21 protein-coding genes are annotated in these 21,110 nt (G+C 62.8%); 7 read left to right on the forward strand and 14 right to left on the reverse strand.

What is annotated here, in order from left to right:
- Positions 1-136 precede the first annotated feature (136 nt).
- The 4 genes from WEB61_RS14935 to WEB61_RS14950 all read left to right on the forward strand — a co-directional run bounded on the left by WEB61_RS14935 (position 137) and on the right by WEB61_RS14950 (position 3,095).
- Positions 137-604, forward strand: coding sequence for a PAS domain-containing protein (locus WEB61_RS14935; protein ID WP_368065137.1), 468 nt, complete (start codon positions 137-139; stop codon positions 602-604).
- A gap of 175 nt (positions 605-779) precedes the next feature.
- Positions 780-1,436, forward strand: a complete 657-nt coding sequence (locus WEB61_RS14940) for a TetR/AcrR family transcriptional regulator (protein ID WP_368065138.1) — start codon at positions 780-782, stop codon at positions 1,434-1,436.
- Positions 1,437-1,473: 37 nt separating this feature from the next.
- Entirely contained in the window at positions 1,474-2,499 is a 1,026-nt protein-coding gene (locus WEB61_RS14945; RefSeq protein ID WP_368065139.1) for an alpha/beta hydrolase, read from the forward strand.
- On the forward strand, positions 2,496-3,095 hold the full coding sequence (locus WEB61_RS14950) for a TMEM165/GDT1 family protein (RefSeq protein ID WP_368065140.1): 600 nt from the start codon (positions 2,496-2,498) through the stop codon (positions 3,093-3,095). The genes WEB61_RS14945 and WEB61_RS14950 overlap by 4 nt, the downstream gene beginning before the upstream one ends.
- Here the strand turns inward: WEB61_RS14950 and WEB61_RS14955 are convergent.
- Entirely contained in the window at positions 3,083-3,961 is an 879-nt protein-coding gene (locus WEB61_RS14955; RefSeq protein WP_368065141.1) for an alpha/beta fold hydrolase, read from the reverse strand. The two genes, WEB61_RS14950 and WEB61_RS14955, sit on opposite strands and share 13 nt — an antisense overlap.
- Before the next feature lie 191 nt (positions 3,962-4,152).
- On the opposite strand from WEB61_RS14955, the gene WEB61_RS14960 reads away from it, so the two are divergent.
- Entirely contained in the window at positions 4,153-5,076 is a 924-nt protein-coding gene (locus tag WEB61_RS14960; protein WP_368065142.1) for an NADPH:quinone oxidoreductase family protein, read from the forward strand.
- Positions 5,077-5,166: 90 nt separating this feature from the next.
- On the opposite strand, the gene WEB61_RS14965 is transcribed toward WEB61_RS14960, so the two are convergent.
- The 13 genes from WEB61_RS14965 to WEB61_RS15025 form a co-directional block, all read right to left on the reverse strand.
- Positions 5,167-6,048 (reverse strand): SDR family oxidoreductase, encoded by an 882-nt coding sequence (locus WEB61_RS14965; protein WP_368065169.1) that lies wholly within the window; start codon positions 6,046-6,048, stop codon positions 5,167-5,169.
- Between the two features lie 156 nt (positions 6,049-6,204).
- Positions 6,205-6,477 (reverse strand): DUF6460 domain-containing protein, encoded by a 273-nt coding sequence (locus WEB61_RS14970; protein WP_368065143.1) that lies wholly within the window; start codon positions 6,475-6,477, stop codon positions 6,205-6,207.
- 41 nt (positions 6,478-6,518) lie between these two features.
- Positions 6,519-7,352: a mechanosensitive ion channel family protein gene (locus WEB61_RS14975; protein ID WP_368065144.1), complete on the reverse strand. Its 834-nt coding sequence runs from the start codon at positions 7,350-7,352 to the stop codon at positions 6,519-6,521.
- A 162-nt stretch (positions 7,353-7,514) separates the two neighbouring features.
- Positions 7,515-8,477: an alpha/beta hydrolase gene (locus WEB61_RS14980; protein ID WP_368065145.1), complete on the reverse strand. Its 963-nt coding sequence runs from the start codon at positions 8,475-8,477 to the stop codon at positions 7,515-7,517.
- Between the two features lie 60 nt (positions 8,478-8,537).
- Positions 8,538-9,560 (reverse strand): hypothetical protein, encoded by a 1,023-nt coding sequence (locus WEB61_RS14985; protein ID WP_368065146.1) that lies wholly within the window; start codon positions 9,558-9,560, stop codon positions 8,538-8,540.
- 36 nt (positions 9,561-9,596) lie between these two features.
- Complete coding sequence (locus tag WEB61_RS14990) at positions 9,597-10,214, reverse strand: DJ-1/PfpI family protein (protein WP_368065147.1); 618 nt, start codon at positions 10,212-10,214, stop codon at positions 9,597-9,599.
- Positions 10,215-10,230: 16 nt separating this feature from the next.
- On the reverse strand, positions 10,231-10,911 hold the full coding sequence (locus tag WEB61_RS14995; protein ID WP_368065148.1) for a DJ-1/PfpI family protein: 681 nt from the start codon (positions 10,909-10,911) through the stop codon (positions 10,231-10,233).
- On the reverse strand, positions 10,886-11,905 hold the full coding sequence (locus WEB61_RS15000; protein WP_368065149.1) for a GlxA family transcriptional regulator: 1,020 nt from the start codon (positions 11,903-11,905) through the stop codon (positions 10,886-10,888). Before WEB61_RS15000 ends, WEB61_RS14995 begins: the two co-directional genes overlap by 26 nt.
- A gap of 192 nt (positions 11,906-12,097) precedes the next feature.
- Positions 12,098-14,350 (reverse strand): 3-hydroxyacyl-CoA dehydrogenase NAD-binding domain-containing protein, encoded by a 2,253-nt coding sequence (locus tag WEB61_RS15005; RefSeq protein WP_368065150.1) that lies wholly within the window; start codon positions 14,348-14,350, stop codon positions 12,098-12,100.
- 7 nt (positions 14,351-14,357) lie between these two features.
- A complete protein-coding gene (locus tag WEB61_RS15010) occupies positions 14,358-15,563 on the reverse strand; it encodes an acetyl-CoA C-acetyltransferase (protein WP_368065151.1) in 1,206 nt (401 codons plus the stop codon).
- 55 nt (positions 15,564-15,618) lie between these two features.
- Complete coding sequence (locus tag WEB61_RS15015; protein ID WP_368065152.1) at positions 15,619-16,776, reverse strand: acyl-CoA dehydrogenase family protein; 1,158 nt, start codon at positions 16,774-16,776, stop codon at positions 15,619-15,621.
- 25 nt (positions 16,777-16,801) lie between these two features.
- The gene (locus WEB61_RS15020; protein WP_368065153.1) at positions 16,802-18,595 is read right to left on the reverse strand and encodes an acyl-CoA dehydrogenase C-terminal domain-containing protein; all 1,794 of its coding nucleotides are present in this window, start codon (positions 18,593-18,595) and stop codon (positions 16,802-16,804) included.
- 52 nt (positions 18,596-18,647) lie between these two features.
- A complete protein-coding gene (locus WEB61_RS15025; RefSeq protein ID WP_368065154.1) occupies positions 18,648-19,157 on the reverse strand; it encodes a MerR family DNA-binding transcriptional regulator in 510 nt (169 codons plus the stop codon).
- Positions 19,158-19,319: 162 nt separating this feature from the next.
- Between WEB61_RS15025 and WEB61_RS15030 the strand changes: the two genes are divergently transcribed.
- A complete protein-coding gene (locus WEB61_RS15030) occupies positions 19,320-19,868 on the forward strand; it encodes a CAP domain-containing protein (protein ID WP_368065155.1) in 549 nt (182 codons plus the stop codon).
- Between the two features lie 70 nt (positions 19,869-19,938).
- The gene (locus WEB61_RS15035; RefSeq protein WP_368065156.1) at positions 19,939-21,024 is read left to right on the forward strand and encodes a TRAP transporter substrate-binding protein; all 1,086 of its coding nucleotides are present in this window, start codon (positions 19,939-19,941) and stop codon (positions 21,022-21,024) included.
- Positions 21,025-21,110: the final 86 nt, after the last annotated feature.

A 21,110-nucleotide genomic window follows, 5' to 3' on the forward strand; every position in this document is an offset into this window, starting at 1 on the left:
TTTAATAGCGCTATGCCACATCGCCAAGTCAACACGGTAAATCGGTGCCGGTGCTGTTGCGCCGTGAGCCCCGCCGGCCCACACTCAACATGGGGACGACACCGGCTGCCAGATGCCGGAACCGGAGCGCTGATTCATGCTGATCGTCGAAGGGGGGCTGACGCTCCTGACCGATCTGGACGCGCTTGCGCCACCCTTGCCCCAGTTGATCGCCTATTGGGAACGCAAGCGGGGCAGCCGGCCCATGCCTGTGCATACCGACATCGATCCGATCGAAATGCCGCGCCTGCTCCCTTATATCGCCATCGCGGACGTCATGTACGACCCGCTCGACATTCGCTACCGCCTGATGGGCACACGCCTCGTCGAAATGGGTGGCATCGACCGTACGGGCGAAACCCTGCGCAGCGGTCACAGCGGCGAGCGGCTGGAAGAGCGGCTGGCAGCGCTGGAGCGCATGCTCGCCTCGCCTGGCCCCGTGGCGCTTGGCGGCCGGCTCGACTGGCTCAACCGCGGTTATCGTCGCTTCGAATGCGTGCATCTGCCGCTCTCCGAGGACGGCGAGCGGGTTACACGTCTATTGGCGGCTTATGCTTTCCCATGAATGTTGCGTCATACTGGGAGCAAAGGCGATCCGCGGGCCGATCTCTAACTATCTGAAATAAAAAGATTTTCCAGCATTTTGCTGCAATTCCAAAATTGACGATTTTCGTCATTGGGGTAATATGCCGATCGCGTGGGGCCCCGGGGGCGGGCAACCCGGCGCACGGGGAGGAAAGATGGCAGGCGTCATACAAAAGCAGGTCGAGCCCGAAGCGGGGTCCTCGGCTTCCAGACCGCGCGGCAAGCGCGAACAGACCAAACACAACAACCGCGGTGCGATTCTCGATGCGGCGCGCATCGTCTTTGCCGATCTCGGCTATGGTGCCACCTCTGTGCGCGACATCATCCGCAAGACCGGTCTCGCCTCGGGCACCTTCTACAATTATTTCAAGAGCAAGGAGGAAGTCTTCGAGGCATTGATGGACGAGGGCATGCGCCGCATCCGTCCTCGTCTGCGCGCCGAACGCATCCGTTCGCGCACCTTCGAGGATTTCATCCGCAACGCCTATCGCACCTACTTCGAATATCTGGCAACCGACAGCGACACCTTTCAGGTCATGCGCCGCAATCCCAACACGCTGCGCGTACGTATGGACTCTCCCGAAATCCTGGCGGGATTCGAGGAAATTCGGGAATATCTCGAGGAAGACATTCGCAACGGCACGCTGCCCGATGTCGATTCCGAATATCTGATGGCCGCCCTTGTCGGCATCGCCATGGAAATCGGCGACCGCATGTTACGCCGGCCGGAAATGGACGCTGCCGCCGCCGCCGCTTTTGCCACGCAACTGGTACTGAGCGGCTTCCGCGCCCTGCCGGCCCAGAAACCCTGAAACATCATTACCGCGCCGTTGCCAAAGGAAATCGCTGATGAGCGTCCAGAAATTTATTGTCCGTACTCTGCTGAAGCTGCCGGACAGCATCCTGATAAAGATGTCGGGTGGAAAGCCGTTGGCGATCGACGGCCGCATTCTCGATGCACGCATGCAGTTTCTGGCGGCGCAGGGCGCGAAACAACCCTCGATAACGACACTCGATCCGGTCGCCGCCCGCGCCGGCACGGCCGACGGCTTGAAGCTTCTCGATGGCGCGCCGAGCGAAAGCGTTACGGTGCGGAGCATCTCGGTGCCGGGTCCGGCGGGCTCGCTGGCGGCACGGCTCTACACACTGAAAGACGCGCAGGGTCCACTGCCCGGTCTCGTCTATTTTCATTTCGGCGGTTGCGTTATCGGTGATCTCGATACCTGTCACACTTTCTGCACAATGATTGCGGAAATCTCCCAATGCGCGGTGCTGAATGTTGCCTATCGTCTGGCGCCGGAACACAAATTCCCTGCCGCCATCGACGATGCGCTCGCCGCTTGGCGCTGGGCGGACGCCCATGCGGACGAGATCGGCATGATTGCGGGTCGCATCGGCGTCGGCGGCGACAGCGCTGGCGGATATCTCTCGGCCGTCATTGCCCAGGAAGAAAGGCGCGCCGGCCGGTCGGGGCCGTCGCTGCAACTGTTGATCTACCCGGTGACGGATTGGGAATGGCAGGGCGGCTCGATGGAGAGCTGCGCCGATGTCTATCCGTTGACCCGCGAAATCATGGATTGGTTCGGCGGCCTTTATTTGAACGATGCGGCCGAGGCAAAGGACGTACGCGTCTCGCCGATGAAATCGTCCGATCTCGCGGGGCTCCCGCCGGCCATCGTCGTGACGGCAGGTTTCGATCCACTGCGCGACCAGGGCGCGGCCTATGCCGAAAGGCTAAATGCGGCCGGCGTTCCCGTGACCTTTCGCTGCGAGGACAGTCTCGCCCACGCCTTCACGGCCATGACCGGCGTTGTACCCAAGGCAAAAGAAGCCTGCGAGGCAATCGCGCGCGATGTCGGCCGCGCCTTGCGTTGAGCGGCGCCGAACCTCTCGTGGAAGCCTTTCTCGTTTCTCTCGGCGTCGTCGCCATTGCCGAAATGGGCGACAAGACGCAGTTTCTGGCACTGCTGCTCGCGGCGCGCTTTCGCGCGCCTGTCGCCGTCATCGCCGGAATTTTCATCGCGACCATTCTCAATCACGCGCTGGCCGCTTGGGTTGGTACGCTGATTGCCGACTGGCTGACGCCGCAGGTCCTCGCCTGGGGGCTCGGCATTTCCTTCATCGTGATGGGCCTTTGGGCGTTGATTCCCGACAAACCGCCGGAGAAAGACGAAACGCTTTTGCCCGCGCGTTATGGTCCCTTCCTCGCCACCACGATTGCCTTTTTCCTTGTCGAAATGGGCGACAAGACCCAGGCGGCCACCGCCGCGCTTGCCGCACATTACGAGACGCTGCTTGCGGTCGCATTGGGCACCACGCTTGGTATGATGGTCGCCAATGTGCCGGTCGTGCTGATCGGTGAGGCGGCGGCGCGTCACCTGCCGCTGCACCTGCTGCGTTTGGCCGCCGCCGGCATTTTCATCGTCCTCGGCCTTGTCGCCATTGCCGGTGCAATGAACTACATATCCTGATCGGATTGCAGGAAGGTAATCAGCATGTCGTTGATCGGCTGCGCCTCTTCGCGATGCACCCAGTGCGAGCCGTCCGCGAAGAACAACGTGCCGCCCCGCTCGCAAAGCGCGATGCTCTGCCTCGCAAGCGAAACATCGGCGAACTCATCCTTCTCGCCCCAGATCAGCAGTACCGGCGTTTCGATGCGGCCTGGCGCTTTCGGGAGTTCCTTCTTCAGCAGCGCACGATACCAATGGAGCATCGAGGTCAGCGCCCTGGGCTCGCTCCAGGCCTTTCGGTAGGCCTCGATCTCGCCGTCGAAAACGCCCTCTCGCGACGCGGCTTTCAGCGTTTTGATGAAGGGCCCAAAATTTCGACACCGGATCGCCATTTCGGGCAACACGCGCATTCGCATCGCCTTCACATAGCGGCTCTTCTTTCGCTGTGTTTTGTCGGCATACATCGCCTGCTTCCAGATCGCCGGGTGCGGTGCGTTGATCATCGCCGCCTTCTCCATGCGCTCGGGCCGTGTCGACGAGAGCCACCAGGCAACGCTCGCGCCCCAGTCATGTCCGACGACCCGGAGCCGCGTCTCGCCGAAATGCGCGCCTAGCGCCACTATGTCCTCGGCCAACTCGTCGAGATCGTAGGCTTTGACACCCCGTGGCTTGCCGCTGACCCCATAGCCGCGCTGATCGGGTGCGATCACGCGAAAGCCGGCCTTGGCCAATATCGGCATCTGCTTGCCCCAGCCAAGACATGTGTCGGGAAAGCCGTGTAGCAGTATGATCAGGGGTCCATCCTCCGGTCCCATCTCCGCGTAATGCAGCGCGATCCTGTCGAGATGCGCCACGCCGAAGCGCGCCGCCTCCATCCCGTTGATCATTCGTGTCTTCCCTTCCACGGCGCGACTCGGCCTGATTCCGGCCGCAATTCTCCGCGCCTACCGTGGCGAAGTTGGGGCCGCCGCCTTATGCTCGCCCACATATGAATTTGCCATAAGCGAAACCTTCGGGAGCGGAAAAAATGCGATCCATGCGTGTGCATGAACTATCGGACGATGTAGGCGTATTGAGAATGGACGATGTCGAGCTGCCGCCGCCAGGCCCCGGCGCGTTGCGTCTCGCACTCAAGGCTTGCTCGGTCAACTTTCCCGATATCCTGATGGTACAGGGAAAGTATCAGTTCAAGCCGGAACTCCCCTTTGCACCGGGCATGGAAGGGGCGGGCATCGTCACGGTGGTCGGCGAAGGCGTCACGAAATTCAAGGCCGGTGACCGTGTCGTTGCCGGCCTGCGCACCGGCGGCTTCGCGGAGGAAGCGAATGCATCGGCCGAAGCCTGCCGCCCGATTCCCGGCACCATGGACTTTGCGCAAGCCGCGGCCTTTCCGGCCACATACCTCACGGCCTGGGTTGCGCTGACTTGTCGTGGCCACCTGCAGCCCGGCGAAACGTTGCTGGTGCATGGGGCGAGCGGCGGGGTCGGCCTCGCCGCCGTCGAAATGGGCAAGCTTCTCGGCGCCACCGTCATTGCGACTTCCGCCTCGGACGAAAAACTGAAAGTGGTGAAAGCCCGCGGTGCCGATCATGTGCTGAATGTGACGAAGGGCTTCCGCGAGCAGGTGAAGGAACTCACGGGCGGTCGAGGGGCCGATGTGATCTACGATCCGGTTGGCGGCGACGTCTTCGACGAGAGCGTACGCTGCATCGCCTGGAATGGTCGTCTGCTCGTCATCGGTTTCACCAGCGGTCGCATTCCGACCGTCCCGGTCAATATGCCGCTGATCAAGGGCTTCTCGGTCGTTGGCGTTCGCGCCGGCGAATATGGCCGCCGCGATCCGGAAGCGGGCAGGGCAAACCTCGAAGCCATCAACCGCCTCGCGGCGGAAGGAAAGATCGATCCCTATATCTGCGCCCGTTTCCCGCTCGAGCGCGCCGTCGACGCGCTGCGCATGCTGCAGAACCGTGAAGCCGTCGGCAAGGTCGTTATCGAGATGTGAGGAGACGAAAAAACTCTTTCGCCTGCGCCGAAATTTGCTTCGCCCGTACTGCGCCAATTCGAGCCCCATCTCGCGAGGGTGAGTACCAGATCAAACGCTCCGCTGCGCCTTGTCTTTCTCGTTGGCGCTGCGGATCATTTCACGCATCCTGTCCCACTCTTCGTCGGAAAGTTTCGACAGGCGCGCGAAATTGCCGCCGCCGCCCGAGAACCCCGCCCCGTCGATGGCGATGGTCTGTCCGGTGAGGTATTCGCAGCCGTCGCTCATCAGGAAGGTCGCGAGGTTTTTCAATTCGTCCATCTCGCCGACACGCCCCATCGGAATACCTTCGCGCGAGCCGTCGCCATCGGCCGACTGGCCGGGCGAAAGCCGCGCCCAGGCGCCTTCGGTTGGAAAGGGGCCGGGCGCAATCGCGTTGAGGCGGATGCCGTAAGGCCCCCATTCCGCGGCGAGCGACTTCGTCATGATGTTGACGCCGGCTTTCGACATCGCCGACGGCACGGTAAACGGCCCGCCGTTCCAGATCCATGTCGTCAGGATCGAAATGACGCTGCCTTTCACCTTGTCGGCAATCCAGCGCCGTCCGATCGCATGCGTCACGTAGAAGGAGCCGTGAAAGACGATATTGGCAATCGCGTCGAAGCCGCGCGGTGAAAGGTCTTTGGTCGGCGAAATGAAATTGCCGGCCGCGTTGTTGACGAGGCCTGTAAGCGGTCCACCGTCGGTCCAGATTTCACCGACCATGTCGTCGACGGCCTGCGCGACGCGAATGTCGACGCTGTGTGTCTTCACCGAGCCGCCATGTTTGTCCATCAGCGTCTTGGCGGTCTCGTCGAGAACGTTCTTTCGCCGCCCGCAAATGTAAACCTCGGCACCGAGGCGCAGGTAATCCTCGGCCATTTCCTTGCCGAGTCCGGTACCGCCGCCCGTCACCAGAATGCGTTTGCCCGCAAGCAGTCCATCGCGAAACATCGAAACCATCTCATCCTCCCATATGCATTTGCCGGGAAGATTACAGTTTCATGCGCGCATCGTCTCGCTTCTCAAGCTGACGCAAGGGAAAGCGTAATGGAATGGGCGTCGTGCAGTTCGTGTTCTACCCGTATCCGGGAGGAGAGTCGGCGTGTCTCAATCCTTCTTCTCGCGTTCCGTCATCATCGTCCACAGCCGGACGACAATGAAGATCGGCACCACCACGATGGCGCCGAGGACAAGATACTGCATCGACCACTCGATGGCCTCGAAGCCCATCGACCAGATATTGGCGGCCGTGGCGAGGAAGTCGCGCCAGAGGTCGATCGGTCTGATGCCGAGAATGGCCAGGACGATGCCGACCGCGATCGAGGCGACCGCCAGCTTGAAGATTATGGCCAGCACAGGCCCGCCAAATATCCGGTTCATTTTCGAAAACCCGCTTCTGTAACGCCGCGTAACCGCCAATCTCAATCCTTGCCAGTGTAGACCGTCCGTGCCGGGAAGGGGATGGTAATTCCCTCGCGGTCGAAGCGCTCTTTTACCCGCCGCGTCAGCTCGAACTTCACTGGCCAGTAGTCGTCCGTCGCGCTCCAGACCCTGACGGTGATGTCGACCGAGCTGTCGCCGAGATTGCCGACGCCCATGAAAAGCTCCGGCTCCTTGAGGCAGCGCGGATCGGCCTCGAATTCGGCGCGGATTGCCTCCATCGCCTTCCCGATATCGTCGCCATAGGAAATGCCGAACGAGAAATCGACCCGCCGTGTCGCATGAAATGTGTAGTTCTTGAGCGCCTGTCCCCATATCTGGCTGTTGGGTACGAAAATCTGCACATTGTCCGGCGTCGTGAGTTCGGTGGTGAAAAGCGACAGTAGCTTGACCGTTCCGGCGATCCCTCCGACCTCGACATAGTGCCCGGCGCGGAACGGCCGGAAGATCAGCAGCATCACGCCGGCCGCCACGTTCGACAGCGTGCCCTGCAGCGCGAGGCCGACAGCAAGGCCGGCTGCGCCCAGCAGTGCGATCAGGCTTGCCGTCTGCACGCCGAATTTCGCCAGCACCGCCAGCAGCGTGAAGATCAGCACGAGATAACGCACCATCGTGCCGAAGAAATTCTGCAACATCTCGTCGACATTCGGCATGCGCCTCAAGCCGTCGATCGTCCATGCCCGCGCCCGGCCCGCGAACCAGAAGCCGGCGATCAGGATCAGCACTGCCGAAATCAACGCCAGCCCGTGCTCGACAAATGTCGGCAGCAGAACGTCGATCTGTTCCTGAAACGAAGGCGGCAACTTCTCGAACATGCGGCGGGGCTCCATTCCTGTGGACGTTTTTGAGGGAGACGGCAGTCTCCCAAGATGCGCCGCCGATTTGAACCCGCTCTCGGGGTCTTCGGGCGGCAACCCGGCGAGGCTTCGCTCGGAGAGGTATCGTCGGTTGGCGATCGCTTCAGGCCGTGTCCGGCGCTAGCTCGTCACGCGTTTCAGAAATTCGTCGCATTTAGCGTTTGCGGCAGCGGCAAGTGCGCCCGGAAAGGCAACGAAGCCATGAGCGCCGCCGGGATAGATGGCAAGCTCCGCTTCGTTGCAGGCAGCGATCCAGCGCGCATACATGAAGAGGCTGTCGTCGACGAGCGCGTCGCGCGTCCCGACGGTGAAGAGCGCCGGACAAAGGCCCTTCAGGTCGGCATAGAGCGGCGAAAGGTCGGGGTCGCGCTTGTCCTTGACGCCTTGCAGGAAGGCTTCGGAAAATTTCTCGATGTCGAGCGTGCGCAGGATCAGGCGTTCGTTGCCGAAGGCACGCTGGCTTGGCGTCATCGTCATGTCGAAGGCGCCGAAGACGAGATTGGCGCCCTTGAAGCCGGTGTAACCGTGGCGGTCGCGCATGCGCAGAATCGTAACGGCCGAAAGATGACCGCCGGCGCTTTCTCCGCCGATGGTCAGCTTGTCGGTGCCGAACTCCTTCTTCGCATTCGCGACCAGCCAGACGGCCGCCGCTTCGCAGTCGTCGGGACCCGCCGGATAGGGATGTTCCGGCGCCAGCCGGTATTCAACGCTGACGCAGGCGAGACCGACATTGTCGGTGATCCGTTCGAGCAGCGGATCCTGCTGGTCGGCGGTACCCAGCGTCCAGCCGCCGCCATGAATATGCAGGTAGACGCCCTTGGGATTGTCGGGCGCAATGATACGCAGCGCGATCTTGCCGCCCTTGCCGGGAATTTCGATTGTGCGGGCACGGTGCGATTTCGGCGCCAACGGGAACGGCCCCTCGCCACGCGCGCGGGCATCGCGCACCGTTTGCGCGCCGATATCCCACCAGTCGGGCGCGCCGTCCATCGCCTTGATGATGGTGTCGTTGATGGCTCTGGTTTCCGCCGAAATGGCGTCGGCGGCGAAGAGCTTCGGATCGAACGGATTGCTGTCTGACATTATTTCCCCTCGTCGATGGCGTTTCTTCTGAAAGACTAAACCGGATTTCGCGGGATCCGTCTATCGGACGCGCCAGCCCCAGCGATCCGCGCCCTTGTCCATGCGGCTCGTCACTTCGAGTTTGAGATGGCGGTTGTGGACCGCGAGCGCGCCTTCCCAGAGTGCGTTCCAGGCGTCGAAGCAAGCCGGCGTAACGCCCTCCCTGCCTTGCATCATGCGCCATGTCGAGATCGACACCTCGGCACCCTTCACATCCGGTTTGTCGCCGCCGGCATCGAGCATGGAGCCGAGATAGTGCGCGAAGGCTGGGGCGTCCGCGCCTGCAACGCCGATCAGGGCCGCAGTGGTGTCGTAACACTGCATGCCGATCAGGCGCCCGGCCTCCCAGCCGAGCTGGCGCGCTTCCTCTTCGCCGAGCAGCGACACGGCCGCCGGCAGGATCGAGCGGATATACTGCACCGCATAGTTGCGCTTCGCCTTGATCATGCGTTCTTCCGACCATTCGACATGGGGAAGCTTCGATGGGTCGACGTCCGGCCCGTTCTCCTCGAAGCGGAAGCGCAGACGCTCATCGGGCGCCAGCGGCCGCTCTTCCTCGATGAAATAACCTTCGAGGCATGGGTCGCAGCGCGTGGTGATGGCGGTGCAGACGAACCCGAGATTTGGATTGCCGAGGCTGACGCCGACCTGCGAATGGAAGGCGCGCATGAAGGCGATGCTCACGTCGTTGGGAACCGCGCAGATCGCCGCGCCGTCCCAGATCCAGCGTGGCGGCAGATAGCGCACCCAGGCCTTGCGATCGCTTTCAGGAATGAATTCGCATTTCACGCCGCCGACATGGTTTGCCAGATAGATATATTGCGCGCAGGCGACGGCCGGCGGCAGCTCGTCGAGGCCGAGATTTTTATAGCCTGCCAGAAACTTCTCGCGGTGCTGGGCCTGGAAGGTGCGGAAGTTGAGCTCGGTACCTGCCGCCTCGCCCTTGAAGACGATGGCGCGCAGGATCAGCCCTGTCAAATATCGCTGGTGCAACTCGGCACTTGCCAGCCAGCCATTGAGTTCGGTTCTCGTCGCCGTCGCCATTTTTCTCCCCCGATGTTTCGGGGCAGGATAGCGCAATCAGACGGCGGCGCTATAGGGCGGTGCGGGGTCGTATTCCATCAGGCGTTGTGTCAGGCGCGCATGGCTCTCGCCATGCATCTGGCCCGCAAGCCAGAGCGCCATGTCGATGCCGGCCGAAACGCCAGCGGCCGTCACGACATTGCCGTCGCGGACATAGCGGATATTTTCAAGTACTTCCGCCGCTTCGCCGCGCTGGCGGAGCTGTTCGATGAAGCCCCAATGGGTGGTGACGCGCTTGCCCCGCGCCGGACCGGCGGCACAGAGGAGCAGCGCGCCGGTGCAAACGCTCGCCACCCATTCGGCGGCGGCCTGGCGCGCGATCCAGGCGAGCAACTTTTCGTTCTCCACCTCGCGGCGCGTGCCCTGCCCGCCCGGCACCAGCAGCAGATCGAGCTTCGGCGCATCGGCAATCGACACATGCGCTTCGACACGCATGCCCTTGGCGCCGGTTATTGGGCCGCCCGTCTCCGAAATCAGGATAACGGTATCCGGGCGCTCGCGACCCTCGAAACCATGCGCTTCGTTCGACATGGTGAAGACTTCATAGGGGCCGACGAAATCGAGTTCCTCGACACCGTCGAAAATCAGGATGCCGATGGTGCGGTTGCGGGTCATGAATACTTCCTCGATGTCAGAGCAACGGCTGCTTGAAGGATGGCGACGTTGCTTCCATCTGCGCCAGCAGGCCAGTTTCCTCCGCCGCGCGGATCGTCTTGTGAATGTGCTCGGGCGCTTCGTCGGCCGAACCGTAGCTGAAGGGTGGGTGCGGATAGTATTCAATGCCGAGCTGGATCGTCTTGGCTATCTCCTCGCCGGCGATCAGCCGTGCGAGATAGAGTGCGCCATCGATGCCGGCCGAGACGCCTGCCGTCGTTACGATCTTGCCGTCGCGGCGATAGCGGTCGGACACGACCGTCGCGCCGAAGGAGGCCACCGACTCGCGCGCATAATAATTCGTCGTCACCGTCTTTCCTTTCAGGATACCGGCGGCGGCGAGAATCTCGACGCCGTTGCAGACGCCGAAAGTCCAAGTAGAGGTCTCGTGCAGGCGACGGATGAAGGCGAGCGTCGCCTCATTGGTCATTTGCGGCCGACCGCCCGGTCCGCCTGGCACATAGAGAATGCCGGTCTTTTCGACTTCGGAATAGTCGCGCCAGGCGGCCATGCCCCCGGAGCGGAGATCGTCGGCGATGACGGTCTTCTTTTCAGCAACGAATTCCACTTCCGCGCCGGGCAGCCAGCCGAGCACGGCATAGCCGCCGACAGCGTCGAGCATGGTGAATCCGTCATAGAGAAGAATGGAGATACGCATTGTTCGAGATTCCCTGATTTGAAGGCGCGGGGTCGCGTCGGGCGGTGCGGAAGCGTTCGCGGTAGCGGCCGGGTGTCACGCCGAGATGGCGGATGAAGGCGCGGCGCATGCGCTCGGCGGCGCCGAAACCGGCATCGGCCGAGACGGCGTCGAGCGACAGATCGCTGCCGGCGAGGCGGCGGCAGGCCTCGTCGAGGCGGGCACGCTCGACGAATTGCGCCGGAGTGATGCCGGTTTCGTCGGCGAAATGACGCGCAAAGCTGCGTTCGCTCATGGCCGCGCGGGCGGCGAGCGCCGGCACAGAAAGATCGGCGCGCGGATTGTCGATGACGAAGGCGCAGACGCGCGAAAGTCGCGTGTCGGCGACACGCTGGGCTGCGAGCTGCGCCGAGAACTGCGACTGGCCGCCGGGGCGCATCAGATACATCACATGGTGGCGGGCGATCGTCAGCGCCGCATCGCGACCCAGATCCTCCTCGATCAGCGCCAGTGCGAGGTCCATGCCGGCGGTGACGCCGGCCGAGGTCCAGAACTTTCCGTCGCGCACATAGATCGCATCTTCTTCCACGGTCACCGCAGGAAAGCCTTTGCGCATGGTGGGCGCATAGGCCCAATGCGTCGTGGCGCGGCGGCCGTCGAGCAGGCCGGCAGCCGCGAGAATGATCGCGCCGGTGCAGATCGAAACGACGCGACACGCCGGCGCGGCGGCTTTGCGCACGAACGCGAGAACCCGTTCATCTTCCATCGCGGCGCGGGAGCCGAACCCACCCGTCACCATCAGGATGTCGAGTGCCGCGAGATCAGCCGATGTCACATCGCTTATCGCTCGATCGGCACGCAGCACAAGACCGCTCGTCGTCGAGACCGGGCCGGGCTCGACCGCAACCAGCTCGACCGAATAGGCCGGATGGCCATCAGATGTCAGCGCCGAGGAGAGAATCTGCAGCGGTCCGGCAATGTCGAGTATCTGCGCGGCGTCATATGCCAGCATCATCACCCGGCGCGGACCGGGGGCAGATTTCGACGGCTTTCTTTTTGAGGGCGTTGTCATGAAGCCAGACTAGGCTCGGCGACGGATGGCGGAAATGACAAATGACATGCATTTTCTGCCAATCAACTGTAAAAAACACCCCGCCTTTTTGAGGCGGGGTGTTGATTTTCCAACATTTCCAGCAGAAAGCGCCGCTCAGGCCGCCGCCTTCTCCTTGTTCGGCGCGAAGCGGTCGTAGAAAGTATCGCCCTTCGAGGCCATGTCGCGCAGCAGCTTGGAGGGTGTGAAGCGCGGCCCGTATTTCTGGGCGAGCTTGTCGCAAGCCTCGACGAATGCCTTCGTGCCGACCATGTCGATCAGCGACAGCGGGCCGCCGGCCCAGGGCGCGAAGCCCCAGCCCAGGATCGCGCCGACATCGGCATCGCGCACATCCGTCACCACGCCTTCCTCGAAGCAGCGCGCCGCTTCCAGTGCCTGGATGTAGAGGAAGCGGTTCTTCATCTCCTGCACATTGAGATCGTCGGGGTCCTGGCGCTTGCCGATCAGATCGGCGAGGCCGGGCCAGAGCTTCTTCTTGCCGTCGGCGGGGTAGTCGTAGAAACCCTTGCCGGCCTTCTTGCCGGCGCGGCCGAGGTCCACGACCATCTTCTCCAGCAGTTCGTCCGCGGGACCTGAAACATATTTGTCGCCGAGGTCTTTCTTCGTCTGCTCGCGCACCTTGTGGGCGAGGTCGAGCGAGACTTCGTCGTTCAAGGCGAGCGGCGCCATCGGCATGCCGGTCATGCGGCCGACATTCTCGATCATCGCCGGCGGGATGCCTTCACCCAGCATGGCAAGGCCTTCGCCGACATAGGTGCCGAAACAGCGGGAAGTGTAGAAGCCGCGGCCGTCATTGACGACGATCGGCGTCTTCCTGATCTGCTTCACGTAATCCATCGCCTTGGCGAGGGTTTCGTCGCTCGTCTTCTTGCCCATGATGATTTCGACGAGCTGCATCTTGTCGACCGGCGAGAAGAAGTGGATGCCGATGAAGTTCTCGGGCTTCGCGGAAGCTTCCGCGAGGCCGGTGATCGGCAGCGTCGAGGTGTTGGAACCGTAGATGCCACCCGTGGCGATCATCGGCTCTGCCTTCTTCGTCACTTCCGCCTTGATCTCGCGGCTTTCGAAGACCGCTTCGATGACGAGGTCGGCATCCTTGAGGTCGTCGTAATTCGTCGTCGGCTTGATGAGTCCGAGAAGCTTGTCCGCCTTCTCCTGCGTGGTCTTGCCGCGCTCCAGCGCCTTCGCCAGCAGCTTCTGCGAATAGGCCTTGCCCTTCTCGGCATTCGCCTGATCGGTGTCGAGGAGCACGACTTCCATGCCGGCCTGCGCCGAGACATAAGCGATGCCCGCACCCATCATGCCGGCGCCCAGAATGCCGAGCTTCTTGACCTGGAAGGCGGGAACGCCCGACGGACGGCGCGCGCCCTTGGCGAGTTCCTGCATGGAGAGGAAGAGCGAACGGATCATCGCCTTGGAGCGCGGGTCCATCAGCAGCTTGGTGAAGTAGCGCGTCTCGATGCGCAAGCCCGCTTCGATCGGCACCTGGAGACCTTCATAGACGCAGGACATGATGTATTTCTGCGCCGGGAAGTTGCCATGCGTTTGTTTGTGAAGCGTGGCGTTGCCGATGGTGAAGACCTGGCCGCCGCCCTTGGAATGCGGATCGCCGCCCGGCACCTTGTAGCCTTCGCGGTCCCATGGCTGGATGGCGATGGCATAAACCTCAGGGCCCTTCTTGCCGAGCTTGACCTTGGGCTGGGCGAGGCCTTCCTTGAGCCATGCCTTGGCGGCCGACACGAGTTCGGCGGCAGGCACGACCTTGTGGACGATGCCGGCCTTCAACGCCTTCTGCGGATCGAGCGAGGTGCCCTGCAGGATCAGCGGCAGCGCGGCCTGCGCGCCGATGAGACGGGGCAGGCGCTGCGTGCCGCCGCCGCCGGGGAGCAGGCCGACCTTCGCTTCGGGGAGGCCGATCTGCGTTTTCGGATTGTCGGCTGCCACGCGGTAGTGGCAGGCCAGGGTGACTTCGAGACCGCCACCCAGCGCCGTGCCGTTGATCGCCGCTGCCACGGGCTTGCCGCATGTCTCCAGGCTGCGGAGCAGCATGTTGAACTTGAGGTTGCCCTCATACATCGCCTTGACGCGCTCTTCCTGCGAGCCGCTGCCGGAACCGCCGGCCTGGCCGCCCATCATGGAGAGATCGGCACCGGCACAGAACGCATCCTTGCCGGAGGTGAGGACGGCGCCCTTGATGGCGTCGTCGGACATGATTTTCTCGATGATCGAGGCCATGTCGGCCATCGAGCTTTGCGACAGCACGTTCATCGAACGGCCGGGCATGTCCCAAGTGATGAGGGCGATGCCGTCGGAATCGATTTCGAATTTGAAGTTTTCATAGGTGGTCATTGTCGCCTCACACGCGTTCGATGATGGTGGCCGTACCCATGCCCGCGCCGACGCAAAGCGTCACAAGCGCGGTGTTGAGATCGCGGCGTTCAAGCTCGTCGAGTACGGTGCCGAGGATCATGCCGCCGGTGGCGCCCAGCGGATGGCCCATAGCGATGGCGCCGCCATTGACGTTCATCTTTTCATGCGGGATGTCGAGGGCCTGCATCATGCGCAGCACGACGGAGGCAAAGGCTTCGTTCAACTCGTAGAGGTCGATGTCTTCCGGCTTCATGCCGGCCTTGGCGAGTACCTTGCGCGATACATCGGCGGGACCCGTCAACATGATGCAGGGTTCCGAACCGATCGACGCCATAGCGCGGATGCGGGCGCGCGGCTTCAGGCCCATGGCCTTGCCGGTCGGACCGTTGCCGACAAGGACGGCGGAGGCGCCATCGACGATGCCGGAGGAATTGCCCGCGTGGTGGACGTGGATGATTTCCTCGACTTCGGGATAGCGGTCGAGCGCGACACCGTCGAAGGCGAATTCGCCGAGCGAGGCGAAGGAGGCCGTAAGGGCGGCCAGCGACTGCATGGTCGCTTCAGGGCGCATATGCTCGTCGTGATCGAGAATGGTCAGACCGTTGATGTCCTTCACCGGGATCACGGACTTGGCAAAATAGCCCTTGTCCCAGGCGGCCTTGGCGCGTTTCTGGCTTTCGACCGCATAGGCGTCGACATCGGCGCGTGAGAAGCCGTATTTCGTGGCGACGAGATCGGCGCCGATGCCTTGCGGCGTGAAATAGGACTTGAAGGCGACGTTGGGGTCGGACGACCAGGCACCGCCCGAGGCGCCCATGCCGACGCGCGACATCGACTCGACGCCGCCGCCGATCGCCATGTCGGCCTCACCGGACATGACTTTGGCTGCCGCCATGTTGGTGGCTTCGAGACCCGACGCGCAGAAACGGTTGATCTGCACGCCCGCCGTCGTTTGCGCATAGTCGGCGTTCAGCACCGCGATCCGGGCGATATCGCCGCCCTGTTCGCCGACCGGATCGACACAACCCAGAACCACATCGTCGACCTTCGAGGTGTCGAGGCCGTTGCGGTCGCGGATCGCTCTCAGCGTTTGCGTCGAGAGCTCCAGCGCGGTCACTTCGTGAAGCGCGCCATCTTTCTTGCCCTTGCCGCGCGGTGTGCGCACGGTGTCGTAGACGAAACATTCGGTCATTGGCTGTCTCCCTGGGGGACGGGGTTCTTGTTTTCGTACCGGGACAACGCACGCATCAAAGCGTGCGGGCGATCAGCATTTTCATGATTTCGTTGGTGCCGCCGTAAATCTTCTGGACGCGGGCGTCGGCATAGAGCTTGGCGATCGGATATTCCATCATGTAGCCGAAGCCGCCGAAGAATTGCAGGCAGGTATCCACGATCTCGTTCTGCTTCTGCGTGGTCCACCATTTGGCCATCGCGGCCGTCGTCGCATCCAGCTTGCCGTCAAGCAGCTTCACGGCACAATCGTCGACGAACACACGAGCGATGGTAGCTTCCGTCTTGCACTCGGCAAGCTTGAACTGCGTGTTCTGGAAGTCGAGGATGCGTTGGCCGAAAGCGGTGCGCTCCTTCACATAATCAGTCGTGTATTTCAGTGCCATTTCCATGGCGACGCAGGCCTGCACGGCGATGATGAGACGCTCCTGCGGCAATTGCTGCATGAGCTGAATGAAGCCCTTGCCCTCTTCCGTGCCGAGGAGATTGGAAGTCGGCACCTTCACCTCGTCGAAGAAAAGCTCCGAGGTGTCCTGTGCCTTCATGCCGATTTTCTTCAGATTGCGGCCGCGGCGGAAGCCTTCAACCTCGTCGGTCTCGACCATGATGAGCGAAGTGCCCTTCGCGCCCGCCGACGGATCGGTCTTCGCAACGACACAAATCAGGTTCGCCTGCTGTCCGTTGGTGATGAAGGTCTTCTGACCGTTCACCACATACTGGTTGCCCGACTTCTTTGCGGTCGTCTTGACACCCTGAAGGTCGGAGCCCGTGCCCGGTTCCGTCATCGCGATGCCGCCGACGATTTCGCCGGTCGCCATTTTCGGCAGCCATTTCCTTTTCTGCTCTTCGGTGCCGTAGGACTGGATGTAGTGCGCGACGATGCCGGAATGCACGGAATTGCCGAAACCGGAAATGCCGATGCGGCCCTGTTCCTCGGCGATGACCATTTCATGGGCGAAAGTGCCGCCGCCGCCGCCATATTCCTCCTTGATCGACGCGCAAAGAATGCCGGCCTCGCCCGCCTTCAGCCAGGCATCGCGATCGACGCAACCCTGTTCGTCCCAGCGCTCGCTATGCGGCAGGAACTCCCTTTCGTAGAACTTGTGGACGGCGCCCTGGAGGATTTCAAGCTCCTCGTTCAGCCAAGGCGATTTGTAACCGGCATTCAAACTCATTCGTGAGGCTCCCTGTCTTCGATCGTCAGAATTCGCTGGCGGCCATCGCCATCATGGGATCGGCGCCGTGACGGATGCGCGCAAGATGCATCGCCGTTTCGGGCACCACATGTTCCATGTAGAAGCGGCCGGTCTTGATCTTGGTTTCGTAATAGGCATTGTCGCCCTCATTTTGGGCGGCGAGTCTGTCGAGCGCGACCTTTGCCATCATTGCCCACATGAAGGCGAGGCCCGTGACACCGAAAAGATGCATGTAGGGCGTCGAGCCGGCGCCGGCATGATCGGGATTCTGAAGGGCGTTCTCCATGAACCACATGGTCGCCGCTTCGAGATCCCTGCGCGCGGCAGCCAGCGGATCGAGGAAAGGTTTCAGGTCGGCATTGCCCTTGTTGGCAGCCATGAATTCGTCCACCGCCTTGAAAAAGGCGAAGACGGCGCGGCCGCCATTCTGTGCCAGCTTGCGGCCGACGAGGTCGAGCGCCTGCACGCCATTGGCGCCTTCATAGATCATCGCGATGCGGGCATCGCGCACAAACTGGCCCATGCCCCATTCGTCGATATAGCCGTGACCGCCATAGACCTGCTGCGCATCGACCGCATGGGCAAACCCGCGATCGGTGAAATAGCCTTTCAGCACGGGCGTCAGCAGCGACATCATGTCGTCGCCGAATTCACGCGTCTTTTCATCGTCGGACCTGTGCGAGAGATCGCCATGCAGCGCTGTCCAGATCAGAAGCGCACGTGCGCCTTCGTTGAAGGATTTGGCGTTGAGCAGCATACGGCGAATGTCGGGATGGACGATCAGCGGATCGGCGGGCTTGTCCTCCGCCTTGGGACCGGTGAGCGAGCGGCCCTGCAGGCGCTCCAGCGCATAGGCGGTCGCATTCTGATAGGCGACTTCCGATTGCGAGAGACCTTGCAAGCCGACGCCGAGCCGCGCCTCGTTCATCATCGTGAACATGGCGCGCAGGCCCTTGTGCTCCTCGCCGACCAGCCAGCCGATCGCCTCGTCGTAGTTCAGCACGCAGGTTGCGTTGCCGTGAATGCCCATTTTCTCTTCCAGCGAACCGCAGGAAACGCCGTTGCGGTTCCCGAGCGATCCGTCCTCGTTGACGAGAAACTTGGGCACGAGGAAAAGCGAGATGCCCTTGACGCCCTGTGGCGCGCCTTCGATGCGGGCGAGCACCAGATGGAGAATGTTCTCGGTGAGGTCGTGGTCGCCGGCGGAGATGAAAATCTTCTGGCCGCTGATCTTGTAGGAGCCGTCGCCCACCGGCACGGCCTTTGAACGCAGCAGGCCGAGATCGGTGCCGCAATGCGGCTCGGTGAGGTTCATCGTGCCGGTCCATTCGCCGGTCACGAGCTTGGGCAGATATTTCTTCTTCTGCTCGTCGGTGCCGTGCTGCGAGAGCGCGGAGTAGGCGCCGTGGCTGAGGCCCGGATACATGCCGAAAGCCATGTTGGCCGACGAGACCATCTCGTTGAAGATGACGCCGAGCGCATTGGGCAGACCCTGACCGCCATATTGCGTGTCGGCGACAAGCGCCGGCCAACCGCCATCGACCAGCAATTTATAGGCGTCCTTGAAGCCTGTCGGCGTCGTCACCACACCGTTCTGGAGCTTGCAGCCTTCGCGGTCGCCGATCTGGTTCAGGGGTTGCAACACTTCCTCGGTGAGCTTGCCGGCTTCCTCAAGGATGGCATCGACAAGATCGGCCGGCGCGTCGGCGAAACCCGGCAGGTCGCTGTATTGCGACAGGTCCAAGAGCTCGTTCAACAGGAAGCGGTATTCGCGCAGCGGCGCTTTGTAGGTCGGCATGGGTTTCCTCCGGCGGGTTTGCGGGGCCGGTCTTCGCCGGCCGCGCCAAGCCTCAGACGATAGCCTTTTCCGGCTTTTTCGTCTTTGCCGCTTCGGAGGCGGCCAGCTTCTTTTCGGCCCTGCCGCGCTTCTCATGTGCCGCGATCTGCGCTTCGAGGCGGGCGCAGCTCTCTTCCAGCGTCTTGATCTGGAGGTCGATCTCGCGGCGCTGCTCCCGGAGGCTCTCGATGCGGCGGCGGAACTTGTCGACCGCGACGCGGTTTTGGGTCTCGCAGCCGTCTTCCTGGTCGTAGTGGCTCAGGATCTCTTTGATCTCGGCCAGCGCCAGCCCGACATTCTTGCCGCGCACAATCAGGATCAGGCGGGCCCGGTCGCGCGGGTGATAGACGCGGGTCTGGCCCCGGCGCTCCGGCGAGAGCAGACCCTTGTCCTCATAGAAACGAATTGCGCGGGTCGTCAGGCCGAATTCTTCGGCAAGCTGGGTGATCGAAAAAGTCTCGCCGGCGGCGTCGCGGCCGTTGCGGCGGGGCGCTTCTACGGCGCTGTGAAGCTGCTGGTCCATGAGATGGTCGCTCCCTGAATGGCGTATTTTTTGGCTGTTTTCAGCCGTTTTTCAGAATGGACCGGACTCTAGTTTACGTTGACGTAAGCGTCAAGTGGAGCCGATTGCGTCTGCGATCTGTTAGGCTCGGCCAGTTCGGCAGGGAGACGGAAAATGCGACACATGACAGTTTTTATGGCCGCCGCCTTGATGGCCGTTCTTTCGGGCTGTGCAACCGGACCGGAACGGGCGCCGCCACCGGTCAATGTCAGTACAAGCTCCCTGCCGGCCGCCGCGAGCGCGGCCGCCGAGGCCGACACGCCGCTCGGCCGCGCTGTGATGACGGCCGTCAACGCCTGGCGCAAGGGTAAGGGCGCAGGCGCGTTGAGTGCTGATGCGACGTTGCAGCGCGCCGCTGCCGTTCATGCGGCCGACATGGCGCTGCGCGGTTATTTCGGCCATCACAACCCCGAAGGCCAGGGACCGCGCGAGCGGGTGCTGGCCGTCGATCCGGCTTTCAGCGCCAGCATTTCGGAGAACCTCCAGATGCTGGATGGGCCGAGCTATGCCGCAATGGACGACGCGGCGCTGGCCGAGGTGATGGTAACGAAATGGGCGCAGAGCCCGTCGCACCGGCAAATCATGCAAGCTGATGCGGCGACCCGCAGCGGTGTCGGCATCGCGCGGACGGGAATGCGCGTCATTGCCGTGCAGGTGTTCGCCGGGGACTGACGGCCCATTGCCGAGCCGGGCCGGGAGGTGAGATGCTTGCACCATCGAATCTCCGGGGACGGGCAGCACCATGAAACGCAGACAGTTTATCGGCGGCGCGGCGGCCGGCGCACTCGCTATGCCGGCGCTGACGCGCCACGCGCGCGCCGACACCGCCATCGAGTGGAAGATGGCGACAAGCTGGCCGAAAGGCGCGCCGGGCGTCGGCGTCAATGCGCAGCGCCTCGCCGACCGGATCGGCGCGATGTCGGGCGGCAGGCTGACCGTGAAGCTGTTCGGCGCCGGCGAGCTGGTGCCGCCTTTCGAGGTGTTCGATGCCGTGTCGCAAGGCACCTGCGAAATGGGCCACGGCAGCCCCTATTACTGGCAGGGCAAGAACCCGGTCTTCCACTATTTCACCGGCGTGCCCTTCGGCTTGATGGCGCCCGAAATGGCCGGCTGGCTGCAATTTGGCGGCGGTCAGGCCCTTTGGGAAGAGGCCTATGCGCCCTTCGGCGTCCTGCCCTTTTATGCCGGCTCGAGCGGCGTGCAGGCGGGCGGCTGGTTTGCCAGGGAGGTCAACACGCTCGACGACCTCAAGGGGCTTCGGTTCCGCATCGCCGGGCTTGGCGGCGAGGTGATGCGGCGGCTCGGCGTCAGCGTCGTGGTGACGCCGCCCGGCGAGATTTTCACCGCGATGAAAAGCAACACGATCGACGCCGCCGAATGGGTGGGGCCATGGAACGATATGGCGTTCGGGCTCAACAAGGTGGCGCGCTATTACTATCTGCCGGCCTTTCACGAGGCGGGGCCGGCGCTCGAGTTGATGGTCAACAAGGCGGAGTTCGAGCGCCTTGCACCCGATCTGCAGGAAATCGTGCGCGGCGCGGCGATGGCGGGTGCCGCCGAGACGCTGGCCGATTTCACCTTCCACAATGCCGACGCCTTCGCCCGGCTGACGGCGGCGGGTGGAACGGAACTGCGGAGCTGGCCCGAGCCCATCGCCGCCGCGATGGCCGAGGCGGCGCGGGCGGTCCTCGCCGAACTCGCCCAGAGCAGCGATCTCGCGGGCCGGGTGGCGGCGTCCTATGGCGGCGCCCTCGGCAAGGCCCGTGTTTGGTCGCAATGGAGCGATGTCGCGATGCTGGCGCTCCGCAACGATCATTCCGTGGGCTGACGCAGAAATACCGAAATGGCGCACCCGTTAACCCGGTCTTTACCTAGGTTGGCGCTTTATTAGGGAGGTTGCCGGCCTGCGTTCAG

The sequence above is a fragment of the Parvibaculum sp. genome (assembly GCF_040882025.1).
GTDB lineage: Bacteria > Pseudomonadota > Alphaproteobacteria > Parvibaculales > Parvibaculaceae > Parvibaculum.

What these genes read in the sequence shown, in the direction of transcription:
- WEB61_RS14935 (WP_368065137.1), top strand. Translation starts at nt 137, where the DNA reads ATGCTGATCGTCGAAGGGGGGCTGACGCTCCTGACCGATCTGGACGCG.
- WEB61_RS14940 (WP_368065138.1), top strand. Translation starts at nt 780, where the DNA reads ATGGCAGGCGTCATACAAAAGCAGGTCGAGCCCGAAGCGGGGTCCTCG.
- WEB61_RS14945 (WP_368065139.1), top strand. Translation starts at nt 1,474, where the DNA reads ATGAGCGTCCAGAAATTTATTGTCCGTACTCTGCTGAAGCTGCCGGAC.
- WEB61_RS14955 (WP_368065141.1), bottom strand. Translation starts at nt 3,961, where the DNA reads ATGATCAACGGGATGGAGGCGGCGCGCTTCGGCGTGGCGCATCTCGAC.
- WEB61_RS14960 (WP_368065142.1), top strand. Translation starts at nt 4,153, where the DNA reads ATGGACGATGTCGAGCTGCCGCCGCCAGGCCCCGGCGCGTTGCGTCTC.
- WEB61_RS14965 (WP_368065169.1), bottom strand. Translation starts at nt 6,048, where the DNA reads ATGTTTCGCGATGGACTGCTTGCGGGCAAACGCATTCTGGTGACGGGC.
- WEB61_RS14970 (WP_368065143.1), bottom strand. Translation starts at nt 6,477, where the DNA reads ATGAACCGGATATTTGGCGGGCCTGTGCTGGCCATAATCTTCAAGCTG.
- WEB61_RS14975 (WP_368065144.1), bottom strand. Translation starts at nt 7,352, where the DNA reads ATGTTCGAGAAGTTGCCGCCTTCGTTTCAGGAACAGATCGACGTTCTG.
- WEB61_RS14980 (WP_368065145.1), bottom strand. Translation starts at nt 8,477, where the DNA reads ATGTCAGACAGCAATCCGTTCGATCCGAAGCTCTTCGCCGCCGACGCC.
- WEB61_RS14985 (WP_368065146.1), bottom strand. Translation starts at nt 9,560, where the DNA reads ATGGCGACGGCGACGAGAACCGAACTCAATGGCTGGCTGGCAAGTGCC.
- WEB61_RS14990 (WP_368065147.1), bottom strand. Translation starts at nt 10,214, where the DNA reads ATGACCCGCAACCGCACCATCGGCATCCTGATTTTCGACGGTGTCGAG.
- WEB61_RS14995 (WP_368065148.1), bottom strand. Translation starts at nt 10,911, where the DNA reads ATGCGTATCTCCATTCTTCTCTATGACGGATTCACCATGCTCGACGCT.
- WEB61_RS15000 (WP_368065149.1), bottom strand. Translation starts at nt 11,905, where the DNA reads ATGATGCTGGCATATGACGCCGCGCAGATACTCGACATTGCCGGACCG.
- WEB61_RS15005 (WP_368065150.1), bottom strand. Translation starts at nt 14,350, where the DNA reads ATGACCACCTATGAAAACTTCAAATTCGAAATCGATTCCGACGGCATC.
- WEB61_RS15010 (WP_368065151.1), bottom strand. Translation starts at nt 15,563, where the DNA reads ATGACCGAATGTTTCGTCTACGACACCGTGCGCACACCGCGCGGCAAG.
- WEB61_RS15015 (WP_368065152.1), bottom strand. Translation starts at nt 16,776, where the DNA reads ATGAGTTTGAATGCCGGTTACAAATCGCCTTGGCTGAACGAGGAGCTT.
- WEB61_RS15020 (WP_368065153.1), bottom strand. Translation starts at nt 18,595, where the DNA reads ATGCCGACCTACAAAGCGCCGCTGCGCGAATACCGCTTCCTGTTGAAC.
- WEB61_RS15025 (WP_368065154.1), bottom strand. Translation starts at nt 19,157, where the DNA reads ATGGACCAGCAGCTTCACAGCGCCGTAGAAGCGCCCCGCCGCAACGGC.
- WEB61_RS15030 (WP_368065155.1), top strand. Translation starts at nt 19,320, where the DNA reads ATGACAGTTTTTATGGCCGCCGCCTTGATGGCCGTTCTTTCGGGCTGT.
- WEB61_RS15035 (WP_368065156.1), top strand. Translation starts at nt 19,939, where the DNA reads ATGAAACGCAGACAGTTTATCGGCGGCGCGGCGGCCGGCGCACTCGCT.